This window comes from Bacteroides celer (genome assembly GCF_002632415.2).
Taxonomy (GTDB): domain Bacteria; phylum Bacteroidota; class Bacteroidia; order Bacteroidales; family Bacteroidaceae; genus Bacteroides.
Genome location: NZ_CP178209.1, coordinates 4,556,327 through 4,574,773 on the forward strand (window position 1 = coordinate 4,556,327; position 18,447 = coordinate 4,574,773).

Annotated in this window: 19 protein-coding genes; 18 read left to right on the top strand and 1 reads right to left on the bottom strand. The window is 41.8% G+C overall.

Annotated elements, in window-relative coordinates:
- Positions 1-49 precede the first annotated feature (49 nt).
- On the top strand, positions 50-1,180 hold the full coding sequence (locus tag CJF29_RS18595; RefSeq protein ID WP_074560276.1) for an AAA family ATPase: 1,131 nt from the start codon (positions 50-52) through the stop codon (positions 1,178-1,180).
- 332 nt (positions 1,181-1,512) lie between these two features.
- Here CJF29_RS18595 and CJF29_RS18600 read toward each other — a convergent pair whose 3' ends face one another.
- Complete coding sequence (locus CJF29_RS18600; RefSeq protein WP_074560274.1) at positions 1,513-1,950, bottom strand: DUF6078 family protein; 438 nt, start codon at positions 1,948-1,950, stop codon at positions 1,513-1,515.
- 178 nt (positions 1,951-2,128) lie between these two features.
- Between CJF29_RS18600 and CJF29_RS18605 the strand changes: the two genes are divergently transcribed.
- The 17 genes from CJF29_RS18605 (at position 2,129) to CJF29_RS18685 (ending at position 18,446) form a co-directional block, all read left to right on the top strand.
- Positions 2,129-2,542: a helix-turn-helix domain-containing protein gene (locus tag CJF29_RS18605; protein ID WP_099147678.1), complete on the top strand. Its 414-nt coding sequence runs from the start codon at positions 2,129-2,131 to the stop codon at positions 2,540-2,542.
- Positions 2,512-3,141, top strand: coding sequence for an IS630 family transposase (locus CJF29_RS18610; protein ID WP_255299464.1), 630 nt, complete (start codon positions 2,512-2,514; stop codon positions 3,139-3,141). Before CJF29_RS18605 ends, CJF29_RS18610 begins: the two co-directional genes overlap by 31 nt.
- Before the next feature lie 105 nt (positions 3,142-3,246).
- Positions 3,247-4,107, top strand: coding sequence for a hypothetical protein (locus tag CJF29_RS18615; protein ID WP_099147379.1), 861 nt, complete (start codon positions 3,247-3,249; stop codon positions 4,105-4,107).
- Between the two features lie 85 nt (positions 4,108-4,192).
- Entirely contained in the window at positions 4,193-4,870 is a 678-nt protein-coding gene (locus CJF29_RS18620; RefSeq protein ID WP_004301742.1) for a DUF5715 family protein, read from the top strand.
- A gap of 101 nt (positions 4,871-4,971) precedes the next feature.
- Positions 4,972-5,964 (top strand): PhoH family protein, encoded by a 993-nt coding sequence (locus CJF29_RS18625; protein WP_074560064.1) that lies wholly within the window; start codon positions 4,972-4,974, stop codon positions 5,962-5,964.
- An 86-nt stretch (positions 5,965-6,050) separates the two neighbouring features.
- Entirely contained in the window at positions 6,051-6,995 is a 945-nt protein-coding gene (locus tag CJF29_RS18630) for a phosphoribosylaminoimidazolesuccinocarboxamide synthase (protein ID WP_074560066.1), read from the top strand.
- Positions 6,996-7,157: 162 nt separating this feature from the next.
- Positions 7,158-7,895: a bifunctional demethylmenaquinone methyltransferase/2-methoxy-6-polyprenyl-1,4-benzoquinol methylase UbiE gene (gene ubiE / locus CJF29_RS18635; RefSeq protein ID WP_074560068.1), complete on the top strand. Its 738-nt coding sequence runs from the start codon at positions 7,158-7,160 to the stop codon at positions 7,893-7,895.
- A 42-nt stretch (positions 7,896-7,937) separates the two neighbouring features.
- Positions 7,938-8,684 carry a shikimate dehydrogenase family protein gene (locus CJF29_RS18640; protein WP_004304542.1) on the top strand — a complete coding sequence of 249 codons (747 nt, stop codon included), beginning with the start codon at positions 7,938-7,940 and terminating at the stop codon, positions 8,682-8,684.
- Positions 8,685-8,702: 18 nt separating this feature from the next.
- On the top strand, positions 8,703-9,653 hold the full coding sequence (locus CJF29_RS18645; RefSeq protein ID WP_074560070.1) for an alpha/beta hydrolase: 951 nt from the start codon (positions 8,703-8,705) through the stop codon (positions 9,651-9,653).
- Between the two features lie 72 nt (positions 9,654-9,725).
- Positions 9,726-10,643, top strand: a complete 918-nt coding sequence (locus CJF29_RS18650; RefSeq protein WP_074560072.1) for a TPM domain-containing protein — start codon at positions 9,726-9,728, stop codon at positions 10,641-10,643.
- Positions 10,644-10,690: 47 nt separating this feature from the next.
- Positions 10,691-11,272 carry a LemA family protein gene (locus CJF29_RS18655; RefSeq protein WP_004304537.1) on the top strand — a complete coding sequence of 194 codons (582 nt, stop codon included), beginning with the start codon at positions 10,691-10,693 and terminating at the stop codon, positions 11,270-11,272.
- 210 nt (positions 11,273-11,482) lie between these two features.
- Positions 11,483-12,649 carry an AIR synthase-related protein gene (locus tag CJF29_RS18660; protein ID WP_004320904.1) on the top strand — a complete coding sequence of 389 codons (1,167 nt, stop codon included), beginning with the start codon at positions 11,483-11,485 and terminating at the stop codon, positions 12,647-12,649.
- A 3-nt stretch (positions 12,650-12,652) separates the two neighbouring features.
- On the top strand, positions 12,653-13,765 hold the full coding sequence (gene prfA / locus CJF29_RS18665; protein WP_074560074.1) for a peptide chain release factor 1: 1,113 nt from the start codon (positions 12,653-12,655) through the stop codon (positions 13,763-13,765).
- A 76-nt stretch (positions 13,766-13,841) separates the two neighbouring features.
- Entirely contained in the window at positions 13,842-14,666 is an 825-nt protein-coding gene (pyrF, locus tag CJF29_RS18670) for an orotidine-5'-phosphate decarboxylase (protein WP_074560076.1), read from the top strand.
- 30 nt (positions 14,667-14,696) lie between these two features.
- Complete coding sequence (locus CJF29_RS18675) at positions 14,697-15,926, top strand: HD domain-containing protein (RefSeq protein WP_074560077.1); 1,230 nt, start codon at positions 14,697-14,699, stop codon at positions 15,924-15,926.
- Positions 15,927-16,008: 82 nt separating this feature from the next.
- Positions 16,009-17,049: a UDP-3-O-(3-hydroxymyristoyl)glucosamine N-acyltransferase gene (gene lpxD / locus CJF29_RS18680; RefSeq protein WP_074706692.1), complete on the top strand. Its 1,041-nt coding sequence runs from the start codon at positions 16,009-16,011 to the stop codon at positions 17,047-17,049.
- 11 nt (positions 17,050-17,060) lie between these two features.
- Positions 17,061-18,446 carry a bifunctional UDP-3-O-[3-hydroxymyristoyl] N-acetylglucosamine deacetylase/3-hydroxyacyl-ACP dehydratase gene (locus CJF29_RS18685; protein ID WP_004304529.1) on the top strand — a complete coding sequence of 462 codons (1,386 nt, stop codon included), beginning with the start codon at positions 17,061-17,063 and terminating at the stop codon, positions 18,444-18,446.
- The last annotated feature ends 1 nt before the right edge of the window (position 18,447 follow it).

The following is an 18,447-nucleotide window of genomic DNA, read 5'->3' on the forward strand; positions in this document are numbered from 1 at the left end:
ACGTTCTTTGTATTACATAAAATATGTAACATAAAAGATATAATAAGATATGAAACCATATAATCCATTCCTTGTGTACGGTTACAACAGTCCGGAATACTTTTGTGACCGGGAAAAAGAAACTGATAAAATGATTTCAGCGTTACAAAACGGGCGGAATCTGACATTAATATCTCCTCGGCGTATGGGAAAGACGGGACTCATCAAAAATGTATTCTACCGGATGAAACAGGAAAAGAATCCGAATACCGCCTATTTCTACATGGATATCTATCCCACACGCGACTTAAAGGCATTCATACAATTGCTTGCTCAAAATGTTCTCGGGAAATTGGATACCCTGTCCCAAAATATACTCAGGCAAATGACCGCTTTCTTCAAATCTTGCCGCCCCATAATCAGTACTGACGAAAGAAGCGGTATGCCTACCGTAACTCTGGACTTTGCCCCTGCTCATGCCGAACAGACACTAAAAGAAGTGCTCGACTATATGGCAGCTTCAAAAAAACATTGTTACCTTGCCATTGATGAGTTCCAACAGATTACAGAATATCCGGAAAAAGGTGTAGAAGCATTGCTCCGTTCTCATATCCAATTCATGCCAAATGTACACTTTATATTTTCCGGAAGTAAAAAACATGTAATGGAAGAAATGTTCAGTTCTGCAAAACGACCTTTTTATCAAAGTACCCAGATTATTGTATTAAAGGAGATTCCATTGGAGAATTATTATTCATTCGCACACTCATTCTTTGCCAAAGAAAAAAGAGAGCTACCGTTAAAAACATTCTCCTACTTATACCAACTTGAAAACGGACACACCTGGTACATTCAAAGCATACTCAACCGATTGTATGAGAAGAAAATCAACCCTATTGATAACCGACTGGTAGATAGCTGTATAAACGACATTTTAGATGAACAGGAAACCATATACCAAAGTAACCTGACACTACTAACCAACAATCAAGTGGATCTATTGAAAGCTATTGCCACAGAAGGCTGTATAAAAAGTATAAATGCCAATGACTTCATCAAAAGGCATCATCTAAAAACGCCCAGCAGCGTTAACGTGGCACTGAAGTCCTTACTAAATAAAGAACTGATATATAATACACCGGATGGTTATATTGTCTATGACCGTTTTTTCGGAAAATGGCTGAAAGACACAGTGATCTAACCACACTAGAAATGATTTGGCAATTTCATTTCTCATATTCTCATAATATTTGATTAATAACCTACTAATCAACAATATATAATATGAGAAATACTTTTCAATAAGGTATTTCTCATATTATTTTGCCTGAAAAGTCGTAAATAACCGGTATTTCTCATACTTATCATCATGCATTTCTCATACTGGAACTGATATTCAATAAACGGAAGTATATACCTTCTTTTTACTTTCATCACAGACTTCCTTTGTCCCATATATTGTGGGAAGAGATTCCCTAGCTGGAGGGAAAAGATTCCCCCATTTTGTGGGACTACCGGAACTAACGAACATCCTTAACCAAGATCATAATATTCTATGTATTCGTCAAATTGAGGTGATCCGGCAACACCCCTCTTACGGAAAAGTCCTTGTATATATTCCTGCTCCTTCGGCTTTATCAATCGCTCTTTGTTGCAGCAACGGTAATAAACAGTCTTGCCGAAATAGGAAATCATCTGTCGTTTAATAATGTTGGCATCAGCAAGCGGCACACGGTCCAATATATGTTTCATTCCCCGTGCAAAAAGCAAAGGTTTTTCATCAATAAAGTAAGTGCAGTCTCCGCCATCGGAAGCGATATGTTCGGGATTGATAACCGTTACAGCAGCCCGTTCTTTCGGCATTCGGAGAGTTACTTGTCGACGCAGACATTTGTCTGCACGCAAACAATGTCCATTCAAGCAATGAGCGAAGCTGACGGGCATAGAATTGTAATCGAAATCTGTTTTCATGTGTGTTATGTTTAGTGGGAAAACAACCTATTCTTTTGATAAGCAGTCACAAATGTATGAAAATTGCTTGATGGCAGGAAATAAATATAACATTTAATTAATTATAAGTAGTTATTCATAATTATTTCACATATGTCGAAATTGCATTATCTTTGTCTCGAACCAAACCGCAAGACAAATGAAAATCAAGAAATTGACGTTGAGCGATTCCGAACGTCGGGAACTTACCACCGGTTTCCGTACAGGCGAAAGCCATTGTTTTCGTATGCGTTGCCGCGCCATATTGCTCAAAGCAGAGGGCTTGAGTGCGCCCCAAGTGGGAGCACAAACGGAAATGACCGCCCAAACCGTTGGCAGTTGGGTCAAACGTTTCGAAAACCAAGGAATCCAAGGATTATATACACGTCCGGGACAAGGTCGCAAAGCCATCATGGACTGTTCGGACGAGGAAGCTGTGCGCAAAGCCATCGAGTCGGACCGACAGAGTGTGCGTGCAGCCAAAGAAGCCTGGCAGAATGCTTCGGGCAAGGAAGCGAGCGAATCGACGTTCAAACGTTTTTTATCCGCATTGGCGCAAGATATAGACGTATAAGAAAACGTCCTAAGGGTAAGCCCTCGCCGCAGCTCTATGCGTATAAGACCGAGAAGCTGCAAGAACTTGAAGTACTTTTTGAAAAAGGCTCCATCGACCTCTTCTATGGTGACGAATCTCATATCTGCACGGAAGGCTATGTCCCTTACGGGTGGCAGTTTTCCGGAGAAGACGTTTACATTCCTGTCGAAAAAGCCAAACGGCTCAACATCTTTGGTATGATTGACAGGAATAACCGCTTTGAAGGTTTCTGCACCTGCGATTCTGTTGATGCAGAGAAAGTCGTGGATTTCCTCGACAGGTTCTCTTTCAAGCTCAACAGAAAGACATTTGTTGTGCTTGACAATGCAAGTGTACACCGTAATGAGAAAATAAAGCGAATGCGTCCAATATGGGAAAAACGGGGACTTTTTCTTTTCTACATTCCCCCATACTCTCCTCATTTGAACATTGTGGAGACCCTTTGGCGTATTATGAAAGGGAAATGGCTCCGACCGCAAGATTATGTCACTACAGAATCGCTGTTTTATGCCACAAATAGGGCTTTGGCGGCGATAGGAACACAACTGAATATTAACTTTAGTCATTATGCTGCTTAATTTTGATTAGTTACTTATTGATTAAATCCATATATTTGTCTCCAACATCAACACAGGAACTTATACAACTATATCTCTCCTGCTAAACTATAAAACAGAATAATCATGAAGACAAAACATTTACTTGGAGCGCTACTGTCATTTCTTTGTACCATTTTCCTTTTTAGTTGTGGCAATGACGATGAAAAAAGAATATATCCTTTATCTTTCGAAAAAGAATATTATGAACGACCCTTGCTAGGAGCAGCCAATATTATGATTAGAGGCGGCAACAGAGACTACACTGTAACTGTCGAAAAAACTGAAATTTTAAGTATAGATGTAGATTTGTCCAGTTCAATAGGAATGGGGAGTTTAAAAATCTATCCTAAAAAGAAAGGAGAAACAAAAGTAAGCGTAAAAGACAACATCACCAACGAAACTGTCGATTTAAAAATTAAAATTACAGACGTATATCTGGCGTATTCAATAAAAGAAAGCAATCATCCGGCACTTTCCAATGGTACTGCGATCTATCTGATCAACAATGAAGCAAAAGACTGTTATTTCTTCCGTTATATTTACGCTCAACACGAACTATCCCCTACTCCGATAGCCAAAGGAACATACGATTTTTCAGTCAAATTAGAAAATGGCTCCGGTAACTCATCACCTACACATGCCATACCTTATTTAACATTAAATTATGCGTCCGATGAACAAGGAAATTTCACAGATGCATCAATCCCTCCCACCCTTCACAAATTAAGATTTGAACTATTTGATGGAGTTACAAACGCAAATGCTGTTGTCAATCTTATACAAAGATATTTAAAGGTAGATTGGGAGCAACTTATTAACAATGCTCCTACTAGAAGTGACTATTTGATCATACCATCGCTGAAGACAACAATAGATAACACGGATTATACCATTATAGGCACTCTTGATACCCGTCCGGAAATACCGGAAAATATTTTAGAGTGACCCATAAAAGATATGAGGCGGAAAATAATGCAAAGCATAGAACGTATGAAAAAATAGCGTATATTTGCGGGCAAAAAAATACAAAATGACTACTTACAAGCTTCGTATATTACCGCTATTTTTACTTGTCATTGGGCTTACAACGCTTACTTCAAGCTGCAAAAAGAAAGACATGTCACTGAAATTGAACAAGCCGCACAACATTCGTGGCGTTGTCAGTTACAAACGTTCTTTCCCTGATTTGAACGATGCACATCTGGAAGTCGCTAAAAAGATAGGTATCAGCCCGCTGGCAGACCGAGAAGAAGCGGAAGCAATGAAAGAAAAGTTGACTCATATCACTGACAATGAATTTTATGCAGTGGATTCATTGACACATTCCATTCCCTACCTCGTTCCACGTGCCAGCGCATTGCTCGATACAATCGGCTCCAACTTTCTCGATTCATTGGCTGCCAAAGGTCTGAATCCCAATCAGGTAATCATCACCTCCGTACTACGTACTGAAAACGATGTGAAACGTCTCCGCCGTCGCAATGGAAATGCCTCCGCCAACTCGGCACATTGTTTCGGGGCTACTTTTGATGTTAGTTGGAAACGTTTTAAGAAAGTGGAAGATAAAGACGGTCGCCCTATGCAGGACGTGAGTGCCGACACACTGAAGCTTGTTCTATCCGAAGTTTTAAGAGATCTACGACAAGCTGAAAAATGCTATATCAAATACGAACTGAAGCAAGGTTGTTTCCATATTACTGCCCGATGAACGGAAGATGAATGTAAATTGCAGTAAAATTCACCTCTAAACAATCAGAGAATCCAAAACGTTTCATTAAATTTGCAGAAATTTTTCTTTAATACGATTGAATGATAGAGAAACTGATTGTTCTTGAGGATATTGATCCGGTTATTTTTTACGGCGTAAACAACGCCAACATACAGTTAATTAAAGCTTTATATCCAAAGCTACGCATAGTTGCCCGAGGCAATGTCATCAAAGTGCTGGGCGACGAGGAAGAAATGTGTGCCTTCGAAGAAAATATCACCAAACTTGAAAAGTACTGCGCCCAATATAATTCACTGAAAGAAGAAGTTATAATTGACATTATAAAAGGAAATGCGCCGCAAACGGAACAGACAGGAAACGTGATTGTGTTCAGCGTCACGGGAAAACCTATCATCCCCCGAAGCGAAAACCAGTTGAAACTGGTAGAAGGATTCGCCAAGAATGATATGGTATTCGCCATCGGTCCGGCAGGTTCGGGAAAGACATACACCGCTATCGCTCTCGCCGTACGTGCATTGAAGAATAAAGAAATCAAAAAAATCATCCTTAGCCGCCCCGCCGTAGAAGCCGGAGAAAAGCTCGGTTTCCTGCCCGGCGACATGAAAGATAAGATCGACCCATACCTGCAACCTTTATACGATGCCCTGCAAGATATGATACCTGCTGCCAAGTTAAAGGAATACATGGAATTGAACATTATCCAGATTGCCCCGTTAGCCTTTATGCGCGGACGCACGCTGAATGATGCGGTCGTCATTTTGGATGAAGCCCAGAATACCACCACACAGCAAATCAAAATGTTCCTCACCCGTATGGGTATGAACACCAAGATGATTGTGACGGGAGACATGACACAGATTGACCTCCCCGCTTCACAAACATCGGGATTGGTGCAAGCTCTCCGCATCTTGAAGGGAGTGAAAGGTATCAGTTTTGTTGAACTGAATAAAAAGGATATCGTACGCCATAAATTGGTGGAACGTATCGTGGATGCTTACGAAAAATTCGACAAAGAAACGAAAGCCGAACGTAATGGTTCACCACAGAGGACACAGAGTACACAGAGGATTTAATCCTGATATTTCAATAAACTCTCTGTGTACTCCGTGTCCTCTGTGGTGAAATTAAAGAAAGAAGCATAATTTTAATATATATCATTATGAATGCATTAACAAAAACAGATTTCAACTTTCCGGGACAGAAAAGCGTGTACCACGGAAAAGTGCGCGATGTATACAACATCAACGGCGAAAAACTCGTCATGGTAGCAACCGACCGTATTTCGGCCTTTGACGTAGTACTTCCTGAAGGTATTCCTTACAAAGGACAAATGCTGAACCAGATTGCAGCTAAATTCCTCGATGCCACTACTGACATCTGTCCGAACTGGAAAATAGCTACTCCGGACCCAATGGTGACGGTAGGTGTATTGTGTGAAGGTTTTCCGGTAGAAATGATTGTACGCGGTTATCTGTGTGGTAGCGCATGGCGTACTTACAAAAGCGGTGTACGCGAAATTTGTGGCGTGAAGTTGCCGGACGGAATGCGCGAAAACCAGAAATTCCCGGAACCCATCATTACTCCGACTACGAAAGCTGAAATGGGATTGCACGACGAAGACATCTCTAAGGAGGAAATCCTGAAACAAGGACTGGCTACTCCGGAAGAGTATGAAATTCTCGAAAAATATACATTAGCCCTTTTCAAACGTGGTACTGAAATCGCAGCAGAGCGCGGACTGATCCTCGTAGATACAAAATACGAATTCGGTAAACACAACGGTACTATCTACCTGATGGACGAAATCCACACTCCGGATTCAAGCCGCTATTTCTACTCTGAAGGTTATCAGGAACGTTTCGAAAAAGGCGAACCGCAGAAACAACTTTCTAAAGAATTCGTTCGTGAATGGTTGATGGAAAACGGTTTTCAGGGCAAAGACGGTCAGAAAGTACCGGAAATGACTCCGGCTATCGTACAAAGCATCAGTGACCGTTACATCGAATTGTTCGAAAACATCACCGGTGAGAAATTTGTGAAAGAAGATACTAGCAATATCGCTGAACGTATATTCAAAAACGTCGAAACTTTTTTGAATAGCTGATTAGCGATAAATGACAGATAATAAATGATAGTTGATAGATGATAAATGATAGTTAATATGCAGCTTATCGCATATAATTATTGACTCTGTCATCTTACAACTATCATTTATCAACTATCTTCTTCAACTATCAACTATCATTTATCAACTATCAACTAAAAAATGGATTACCCGCAACAACATATCAAGCCTTACGACGAAGAAGGGAAAAAGACCGAGCAAGTGGAACGTATGTTCGACAATATCGCACATGCCTACGACAAGTTGAACCATACCTTATCTTTAGGTATCGACCGCAGCTGGCGCAGAAAAGCTATTGCCTGGTTACGCCCTTTCCAACCGCAGCGCATGATGGATGTAGCGACCGGCACAGGGGATTTTGCTATCCTCGCCTGCCGCAAACTGCAACCTGCCGAACTGATCGGCACGGACATCTCGGAAGGTATGATGAATGTGGGACGTGAAAAAGTAAAAAAGGAAGGACTGTCGGATAAAATATCTTTTGCCCGAGAGGACTGTACTTCACTCTCTTTTGCCGACAATAATTTTGACGCTATCACTGTAGCTTTCGGTATCCGCAACTTCGAAGATCTCGACAAAGGGCTCTCCGAAATGTGCCGCGTACTGAAACCGGGCGGCCATCTTGTAATTCTGGAACTAACCACTCCGGACCGTTTCCCGATGAAACAACTGTTTTCCATCTACTCTAAAGTCGTCATTCCATTATTGGGCAAACTTCTCTCCAAAGACAACAGTGCCTACCGCTATCTGCCGGACACGATCAAAGTATTTCCTCAAGGGGAAGTTATGAAAGGAGTCATCGCACGAGCCGGATTTAGCGAAGTCAACTTCAAACGGCTGACTTTTGGCATTTGCACTCTTTATACCGCGACAAAATAGTACCAAATCATTATGAATGATTAATTTAATCCTGATTGCATTATGGAAAAATATGGTTTAATCGGCTACCCTCTGCGACATTCATTTTCTATCGGATACTTTAATGAGAAATTCAAATCCGAAGGTATCAATGCAGAGTATGTGAATTTCGAAATTCCCAGCATTAATAACTTCATGGAAGTTATCGAAGAGAATCCCAATTTATGCGGGCTTAATGTAACTATCCCCTACAAAGAACAAGTGATTCCTTTTTTGGATGAACTCGACCGTGATACCGCAAAGATAGGTGCAGTGAATGTCATTAAAATCATCCGCCAGCAGAAAGGAAAAGTCAAACTGGTTGGCTACAACTCCGACATCATCGGATTCACTCAATCCATTCAGCCTTTATTGCAGCCTCACCACCAAAAAGCTTTGATTCTGGGTACCGGCGGAGCTTCCAAAGCCGTCTACCATGGGCTGAAAAACTTGGGTATTGAAAGTATATTCGTATCACGAACCCACAAAGCCGATGATATGCTGACTTATGAGGAACTGACTCCCGAAATCATGGCAGAATACACAATCATCGTCAACTGTACTCCCGTAGGAATGTTTCCCAAGGTAGATTTCTGTCCTAATATTCCTTATGAGCTACTGACTCCAAACCATTTGCTCTACGATTTGTTATATAATCCTAATGTTACGCTGTTCATGAAAAAAGGAGAAGCACAAGGGGCTGTCGTTAAAAACGGTCTGGAAATGTTGCTGCTCCAGGCATTTGCCGCATGGGAGATATGGCATAAATAAGGATTAGAAAGAATTTTTATGAGGAGAAAAGTTGTATATAGCATCATTATTATCATGCTGGCATTGACCGGCTGCACCATCGGAGGAAGTTTTTATATGTTAAACTTTTCATTGACTCCGAATGCCAAGATTTTGTCTAAAGATGCCGACTCTTATCCCTTCATGTATAGAGACTACCCTTTCCTACGTCCATGGGTGGACAGCCTGAAACAAGTGGACGCACTGAAAGACACTTTCATCATCAATCCGCATGGAATACAACTTCATGCGTATTATGTTGCTGCTCCCCAGCCCACCAGTAAGACAGCAGTCATTGTACATGGATATACAGATAATGCTATCCGTATGTTTATGATTGGTTATCTATATAATCGAGATTTAGGATATAACATATTACTTCCCGACCTGCAACATCAGGGAGAAAGTGAAGGTCCGGCCATCCAGATGGGATGGAAAGACCGTTGGGACGTATTGCAATGGATGAACATTGCCAATGAAATTTTCGGAGACAGTACGCAAATGGTTGTACACGGCATTTCAATGGGAGGTGCGACAACCATGATGGTGTCCGGTGAGAAACAGAAGCCATTTGTTAAATGCTTTGTTGAGGATTGCGGCTACACCAGCGTATGGGACGAATTCTCACATGAACTTAAAGCCAGTTTCCACCTTCCTCCTTTTCCACTAATGTATACCACAAGCTGGCTCTGCGAAAAGAAATATGGATGGAATTTCAAAGAGGCATCCTCACTGAAACAAGTAGCTAAGTCACAACTTCCGATGCTGTTTATTCACGGGGATAAAGATACGTATGTACCAACCTGGATGGTATATTCGCTCTACGAAGCCAAACCGGAACCCAAAGAACTATGGATTGTGCCGGGAGCGGCTCATGCTGTTTCATACAAAGAGAATAAACAGGAGTACACCGACCGAGTCCGTGCATTCGTCGGGCGATACATTCATTAAACCTATTATAACAACGAGTTGTAGATTCATAACAGAAAAAGTTTCTATATTTGCATACATAAAATATTCGTTATGAAATCAATATTGACTTTTATACTAGCAACTATTCTTCTGTTCCCACTACAAGCTCAAGAGAAAGTATACACGGTGGACAACCTACCGAAAGTTCACCTGCAAAACAAAATGCAATATGTTTGCAACCCGGCCGGCATACTTTCACAGGCAGCTTGTGACAGTATAGACTCCATGCTTTATGCCTTGGAACAACAAACAGGAATTGAAACGGTAGTTGCCGTAGTTCCTTCAATCGGAGAAGAAGATTGTTTCAATTTCTGCCACCAGCTACTCAACCAATGGGGTGTTGGGAAGAAAGGCAAAAATAATGGATTGGTCATTTTGTTGGTTACAGATCAACGTTGTATCCAGTTTTATACCGGTTATGGACTGGAAGGAGTGCTCCCCGATGCGATCTGCAAAAGGATTCAAACCAAATATATGATTCCTTACCTGAAAGACGGAAATTGGAATGCAGGAATGGTGGCTGGTCTTAAAGCAACTTGCCAGCGTCTTGACGGTTCCATGGAAAACGATGCCCTCTCCGATTCGAACGACGGTGGCTCCTTTGATTTTGTTCTTGCCATCCTTTGCTTTATTGTCATCGGTGGAGGTCTTGCTTTCTTTTCTGCACGCAGGCAAAGCCGTTGCCCGAAATGCGGTAAACACCAATTGCAGAGAACAGGAAGTGTAATCGTATCCCGGATTAACGGAGTGAAAACTGAAGATGTCACCTATACATGTAGAAACTGCGGACATACCATCATACGTCGTCAACAAAGTTATGATAGCGACTACCATCACCGGGGAGGTGGCGGAGGCGGTCCATTTATCGGCGGCTTTGGCGGAGGTAGTTTAGGAGGCGGAGGCGGTTTCGGTGGAGGCAGCTTCGGCGGAGGAATGGGAGGCGGTGGTGGTGCCGGCTCACGTTTCTAAAGAAAATAAGAAAAAACAGATTATCAAATTCAATAAAAACAAGAAACATGAAGAAGTCAATTATTATCATCTTAGCCGTTGTGGCTATCCTTGTCATATGGGCAGTAAGTGTATATAACGGTCTGGTAACTATGGACGAGAATGTAAGTGGTCAATGGGCAAATGTAGAAACTCAATACCAACGCCGTGCCGACTTGATTCCTAATTTGGTAAATACCGTGAAAGGATATGCAACACATGAAAAGGAAACATTAGAGGGAGTTGTTGCCGCACGTAGCCAGGCAACTCAAATTAAAGTGGACGCCGCCGATCTGACACCGGAAAAGCTGGCGCAATATCAAAAGGCGCAAGGTGCTGTAACATCAGCACTGGGCAAGTTATTAGCTATTACCGAGAATTATCCCGACTTAAAAGCTAATCAAAACTTCCTGGAATTACAGGCTCAACTGGAAGGAACTGAAAACCGTATCAATGTAGCACGCAAAAATTTCAATGATGCTGCACAGGCTTATAACACCAATATCCGCCGTTTCCCTAAGAATATCTTTGCAGGAATGTTCGGCTTTGATAAGAAAGCATATTTTGAAGCAGAAGAAGGAAGCGAGAAGGCTCCGAAAGTAGAATTCTAAAAAAGATCAGATAAAGCCCTTACATATTAAGAGTTAAAATCACAGTTCTCATTACTATGATTTTAACTCTTAATTTTCTATTATTATTCTCCTTTTCAAGAGAATATTCTAAAGTAAAATAGTTAATGATTAACATTTGCCAGTACCTAGTTGGCTGTACCAAAAAAAAGCAGTACTTTTGCAGCCGTATACAATATAATTCTATAACTCATGAGTAATCAACGATACATGATGCGTGGAGTAAGCGCATCAAAAGAAGATGTGCACAACGCCATCAAGAACATCGACAAAGGAATCTTTCCGAAAGCATTCTGTAAAATTATTCCCGATATATTGGGAGGTGACCCGGAATATTGCAACATTATGCACGCCGATGGCGCCGGAACCAAATCATCTCTTGCTTATATGTACTGGAAAGAAACGGGTGATTTGTCCGTTTGGAAAGGTATCGCACAGGATGCATTGATTATGAATATCGACGACCTGCTTTGTGTAGGTGCCGTAGACAATATTCTTGTCTCTTCTACCATTGGACGTAATAAACTGTTGATTCCCGGAGAAGTAATTTCCGCCATCATCAATGGAACAGATGAATTGCTGGCCGAACTCCGTGAAATGGGGGTAGGTGTATACGCAACCGGTGGTGAAACAGCTGATGTCGGCGACTTGGTTCGTACAATCATCGTTGACTCTACCGTAACTTGTCGCATGAAACGTTCAGACGTTATCGACAATGCCAATATTCGTCCGGGTGACGTGATCGTCGGTCTGGCTTCTTACGGACAAGCTACTTACGAAAAAGAATACAATGGCGGTATGGGCAGCAATGGTTTGACAAGTGCCCGTCACGATGTATTCGGAAAATATCTTGCTGAAAAATATCCGGAAAGCTACGATGCTGCCGTTCCCGAAGAATTAGTTTACTCCGGCAAGTTAAAACTGACAGACAGTGTAGAAGATTCTCCGATTGATGCAGGTAAGTTGGTGCTCTCCCCTACTCGTACATACGCACCGGTAGTGAAGAAATTACTCGATGCACTGCGCCCGGAAATCCACGGAATGGTACACTGTTCCGGTGGTGCACAAACCAAAGTTTTACACTTTGTTGAAAATGTTCGTGTAGTAAAAGATAATCTTTTCCCCGTTCCTCCTTTATTCAAAACTATTCAAGAACAAAGCGGTACGGACTGGGCAGAAATGTACAAGGTATTCAATATGGGACATCGCCTCGAAGTCTACTTGTCACCGGAACATGCAGAAGAAGTAATTGCTATTTCCGAGTCATTCGGTATTCCGGCACAGATTGTAGGACGTGTTGAAGCATGTGAGCAAACAGAATTAATCATTAAGAGCGAATTCGGAGAATTTAGATACTAAAGAATGGCAGATAACAGTACCATATTAGAAAAATTAGACGGACTCGTAGCCCGTTTTGAAGAAATATCTACCCTTATCACAGACCCGGCAGTGATTGCCGATCAGAAACGTTACGTCAAGTTGACTAAAGAATATAAGGAATTAGACGACTTGATGAAAGCAAGGAAAGAATATATCCAATTACTGGGTAATATTGAAGAAGCTAAAAATATCCTTGCTAATGAATCGGACACCGAAATGCGCGAGATGGCAAAAGAAGAAATGGACAATAGTCAAGAGCGCCTTCCGGTATTGGAAGAAGAAATCAAACTGATGCTTGTCCCTGCCGATCCGCAAGACAGCAAGAACGCAATTCTTGAAATCCGTGGTGGTGCAGGAGGTGATGAAGCAGCTATCTTTGCCGGTGACCTCTTTCGTATGTATGCCAAATTCTGTGAAACCAAAGGTTGGAAGATGGAAGTCTCCAATGCAAACGAAGGGACAGCAGGAGGATTCAAAGAAGTTGTTTGTAGCGTCACGGGCGATAATGTATACGGAATCTTAAAATATGAATCGGGAGTACACCGCGTACAGCGTGTTCCTGCTACCGAAACACAAGGACGTGTTCATACTTCTGCCGCATCAGTGGCGGTACTTCCCGAAGCTGAAGAATTCGATGTAGTCATCAACGAAGGAGAAATCAAATGGGATACTTTCCGAAGTGGTGGTGCCGGTGGACAGAATGTAAATAAGGTAGAATCCGGAGTACGTCTGCGTTATATCTGGAAGAACCCGAATACAGGTATTGCCGAAGAAATACTCATTGAATGTACCGAAACACGTGACCAACCGAAAAATAAGGAACGTGCTTTGGCCCGTCTCCGTACGTTTATCTATGACAAGGAACATCAGAAATACATCGATGACATTGCCTCCAAACGTAAAACAATGGTATCGACCGGAGACCGTTCTGCTAAAATCCGCACCTACAACTATCCGCAGGGACGAATCACCGACCATCGCATCAATTACACGATTTATAATCTTGCTGCATTCATGGACGGGGATATTCAAGACTGCATCGACCACCTGATCGTAGCAGAAAACGCGGAACGCTTGAAAGAAAGCGAGCTTTAGAAAAATGAAGAGTTGATCGTTGAGAATGATTTCTTAGAAATAGTCAATAGTAAATTGTATAATAGTAAATAACAAGATGGATAAGCAACAATTATTTGAAAACATAAAGCGCAAAAAATCATTCCTCTGTGTAGGACTTGATACTGACATCAAGAAAATCCCGGAGCATCTGTTGAAAGAAGAAGATCCGATCTTTGCATTCAACAAAGCCATCATCGACGCGACAGCAGATTTGTGCATCGCCTATAAACCCAATCTGGCTTTCTATGAAAGCATGGGCGTAAAAGGATGGATCGCATTTGAAAAGACAGTAAAATACATCAAAGATAACTATCCGGATCAATTCATTATCGCTGACGCAAAGCGTGGTGACATCGGAAATACTTCTGCAATGTACGCCCGCACCTTCTTTGAAGAGCTTAATATCGACTCTGTAACGGTAGCTCCTTATATGGGCGAAGACAGTGTTACTCCGTTCCTTACCTATGAAGGTAAATGGGTGATCCTGTTGGCATTGACTTCCAACAAAGGTTCGCATGACTTCCAACTAACAGAAGATGTAAACGGCGAACGTCTGTTCGAGAAAGTATTACGTAAATCACAAGAATGGGCTAGTGACGACCGCATGATGTATGTGGTAGGTGCCACTCAAGGACGCGCTTTCGAAGATATTCGTAAAATTGTTCCGAACCATTTCCTTCTCGTACCAGGTGTAGGAGCACAAGGCGGCTCGCTCGAAGAAGTTTGTAAATACGGAATGAACAGTACATGCGGAATCATTGTTAATTCCTCACGTGGTATCATCTACGTAGATAAAACAGAGAAGTTTGCAGAAGCTGCCCGCACCGCCGCACAAGAAGTACAGGCGCAAATGGCTGAACAACTCAAAGCAATTCTCTGAAAAGAGAAAAAGGATCTCTAAAGAAAACGAATGCCTTACGAAAGAAAGATAATTAACGACCCCGTATTCGGGTTCATCAATATTCCAAAGGGGTTACTGTACGATATAGTACGGCATCCCCTTTTGCAGCGTCTTACCCGCATCAAGCAGGTAGGATTATCATCTGTTGTATACCCCGGTGCACAACATACCCGCTTCCAACACTCTTTAGGTGCTTTTTACTTGATGAGTGAAGCTATCAGCCAACTGGCTTCTAAAGGTAATTTCATCTTTGACAGTGAAGCGGAAGCTGTACAGGCCGCCATCCTGTTACATGATATAGGACATGGGCCTTTCTCACATGTACTGGAAGATACTATAGTAAAAGGGGTCTCCCACGAAGAGATTTCCCTCATGCTGATGGAACGGATGAACAAAGAGATGAGTGGTCAGCTTAGTCTTGCCATTCAAATCTTCAAAGACGAATATCCAAAACGCTTTCTCCATCAACTTGTAAGCGGTCAGTTGGATATGGACAGACTTGATTATCTTCGCCGTGACAGCTTTTATACAGGCGTGACAGAAGGAAACATCGGTTCCGCCCGAATTATCAAAATGCTTGATGTAGCGGATGACCGACTCGTTATCGAATCCAAAGGGATCTATTCTATTGAGAATTTCCTCACGGCACGTCGCTTGATGTACTGGCAAGTATACCTGCATAAGACATCCGTCGCATACGAAAAGATGCTGATTAGTACTCTATTACGTGCCAAAGAATTAGCTTCCCAAAGAGTGGAACTGTTTGCATCACCCGCATTGCGTTTTTTCCTTTACAATGATATCAATCCTACGGAATTCTATCATAACCCCGACTGTCTGGAGAATTTTATCCAGCTAGACGACAATGATATATGGACAGCCTTGAAAGTGTGGAGCACCCATACAGACAAGGTACTTTCTACTTTAAGCACGGGAATGATAAACCGAAATATCTTTAAAGTAGAAATTTCATCGGAACCGATTAGTGAGGACAGAAAAAAAGAATTAACTTTGCACATCAGCCAGCAATTAGGTATAACCCTTTCCGAAGCGAACTATTTTGTCTCTACCCCCAGCATCGAAAAGAATATGTATGACCCGGCAGATGACAGTATTGACATTATCTACAAAGACGGCACTATCAAAAATATTGCCGAAGCATCGGACATGCTGAACATCTCATTATTGTCCAAAAAGGTAAAGAAATACTATCTCTGCTATCAGAGATTACACAGATAAGTATAAAATATTCATGCAATAACACGGAAATCTGAAAAAAAAATCCGTTATTTGTGAACTAATTAAATTTTAAATTAAAGACATGGAGTTCTCGGCTAAGCAAATTGCAGCATTTATCCAAGGGGAAATCATTGGAGACGAAAACGCTACGGTACACACATTCGCTAAAATTGAAGAGGGAATGCCCGGAGCAATTTCTTTCCTGTCAAATCCCAAATATACACCTTACATCTACGAGACACAATCAAGCATTGTCCTGGTTAACAAGGACTTCACTCCCGAGCACGAAATAAAAGCTACTCTGATAAAAGTAGACAATGCATATGAAAGTCTGGCTAAATTGCTCAATCTTTATGAAATGAGCAAACCTAAGAAACAAGGTATAGATTCATTAGCTTTCGTTGCACCCAGCGCCAAAATTGGTGAGAACGTATACATCGGTGCATTTGCCTATATCGGTGAAAATACCGTGATCGGAGATAATACCCAAATTTATCCACACACTTTTGTTGGAGACGGCGTGAAGATAGGCAACAGTTGCTTGCTTTACTCCAATGTAAATGTTTATCATGATTGCCGCATAGGTAACGAATGTATCCTGCACTCGGGTGCAGTGATTGGAGCTGACGGATTTGGTTTTGCTCCCACTCCGAATGGATACGATAAGATTCCGCAAATCGGAATTGTTATTCTGGAAGATAAAGTAGATATAGGTGCTAATACTTGTGTAGACCGTGCTACAATGGGAGCTACGGTAGTGCATAGTGGTGTCAAATTAGACAATCTGATACAAATAGCACATAATGATGAAATAGGTTCACATACCGTAATGGCTGCACAAGCCGGAATTGCCGGTTCTACCAAAATTGGTGAATGGTGTATGATCGGAGGTCAGGTAGGTATTGCAGGACATTCCAAAATAGGAGACAAAGTTGGTTTAGGTGCACAGTCAGGTGTACCCGGAGACATTAAATCCGGTAGCCAGCTTATCGGAACTCCTCCTATGGAACTGAAGCAATACTTCAAAGCATCCGTCGCACAAAGAAGCTTACCGGATATGCAGAAAGAATTGCGTAATTTGCGCAAAGAAATAGAAGAATTAAAACAACTATTAAATAAGTAAATAAGTAACCAATGCTGAAACAAAAAACGCTGAAAGATAGCTTTTCACTGAGCGGGAAAGGTCTTCACACTGGACTTGATCTCACTGTAACATTTAATCCTGCTCCGGACAATCATGGATATAAAATCCAGCGCATTGACGTAGAAGGACAACCAACTATCGATGCAGTAGCCGACAATGTGACAGAAACCACTCGTGGTACTGTATTGTCGAAGAATGGAGTCAAAGTAAGCACCGTTGAACATGGTATGGCAGCCCTCTACGCATTGGGCATTGATAACTGCCTTATTCAGGTTAACGGACCGGAATTTCCTATTTTAGATGGTAGTGCACAATATTATGTACAAGAAATAGAACGTGTAGGAACAGTAGAACAAAATGCCGTCAAAGACTTTTATATTATCAAGTCTAAAATTGAGTTCCGGGATGAAACGACTGGTTCTTCTATCATCGTACTTCCTGACGAGAATTTCAGTCTGAATGTACTGGTTTCTTACGATTCAACCATTATCCCGAATCAGTTTGCTACACTTGAGGATATGCATAATTTCAAAGACGAAGTGGCCGCCAGCCGTACTTTCGTCTTTGTTCGCGAAATAGAACCGCTGCTCTCCGCTGGATTGATTAAAGGGGGTGACCTGGACAATGCAATCGTAATCTACGAGCGTAAGATGTCACAGGAAAGTTTCGACAAGTTGGCAGATGTGATGAGAGTACCTCACATGGACGCTGAACAATTAGGCTATATCAATCACAAACCGTTGGTTTGGGCAAACGAATGTGCCCGCCACAAATTGTTGGATGTGATCGGTGACCTTGCTTTAATCGGTAAACCGATAAAAGGCCGGATCATTGCTACCCGTCCCGGACATACTATCAATAATAAGTTTGCACGCCAAATGCGGAAAGAAATCCGTTTGCACGAAATACAGGCGCCAAGTTACGACTGTAACCGTGAGCCGGTAATGGATGTAAACCGTATCCGCGAATTATTGCCGCACCGCTATCCTTTCCAACTGGTTGACAAAGTGATTGAGATTGGTGCTAACTACATTGTAGGTATCAAAAATATCACAGCTAACGAACCTTTCTTTCAGGGACATTTCCCACAAGAACCTGTTATGCCGGGAGTACTTCAAGTAGAAGCAATGGCACAAGTCGGTGGTTTACTCGTTTTGAATTCAGTAGACGAACCTGAACGTTATTCTACCTATTTCATGAAAATAGATGGAGTAAAATTTCGCCAGAAAGTAGTGCCGGGAGATACTATTATCTTCCGTGTAGAAATGCTGGCACCTATCCGCCGTGGCATCTCTACTATGAAAGGATATGCATTTGTTGGCGAGAAAGTTGTTTGCGAAGCAGAGTTCATGGCACAAATAGTGAAAAATAAGTAAT